Annotated in this window: 1 protein-coding gene; it reads right to left on the bottom strand. The window is 41.2% G+C overall.

Going from position 1 to position 674, the window contains the following annotated elements:
- The coding region (locus FW778_RS22930; protein ID WP_202552455.1) for a glycoside hydrolase family 3 C-terminal domain-containing protein at nucleotides 1-674 on the bottom strand (674 nt) is incomplete at both ends.

Consider the following 674-nt stretch of genomic DNA (forward strand, 5'->3'; position numbering starts at 1 on the left):
GCTGTTATCGTAAATTCCTTTTTCAATTTTATGTCTTCGCAGGATGCTCCGATTCTTACTTCAAATTCTCCCGGTTCCACCGTCCAATTCATATTTCTATCTAAAATTTGCAAGTCTTCAGGATGAAGGGTGAAGTGAATGGTTTTGGTTTCACCCGGACTTAAAGAAACCCTTTCAAAACCCCGTAACTGTGAATCATAAACCGTAACACTTGCCACTTGCTGGTGCACGTACAACTGAACAATTTCATCTCCTTTTCTTGTTCCGGTGTTACTAACGTCAACGCTTACCTGTATATCGCCCTGTTGCTTTTGCACATCCGGCGTAACAACCAAATTGTTATAACTGAAAGTAGTGTAACTTAATCCATAGCCAAACGGATACAGTGAATTATTAACGCTTGTGTTGCCATAGCTAAAGTCGCCTCTTCCCTGGTTAGCTTGTGAACCTGGCTTGAAAGGAAAATTGTATTCTATTTGCCCTGTGGTTTTAGGAAAGGTCATGGACAATTTTCCTCCGGGATTGTAATCTCCAAATAAAGTTTCTGCAATTGCTTTACCACCATATTGATTGGGAAACCAGGCTTCCAGAATAGCCGGTATATAACGGTTAGCCCAATTGATGGTTAATGGCTGGCCATTAATCATCACTAAAATTACCGGCTTTCCGGTGGC

It is taken from the genome of Ginsengibacter hankyongi, assembly GCF_008710285.1.
Lineage (GTDB): Bacteria > Bacteroidota > Bacteroidia > Chitinophagales > Chitinophagaceae > Ginsengibacter > Ginsengibacter hankyongi.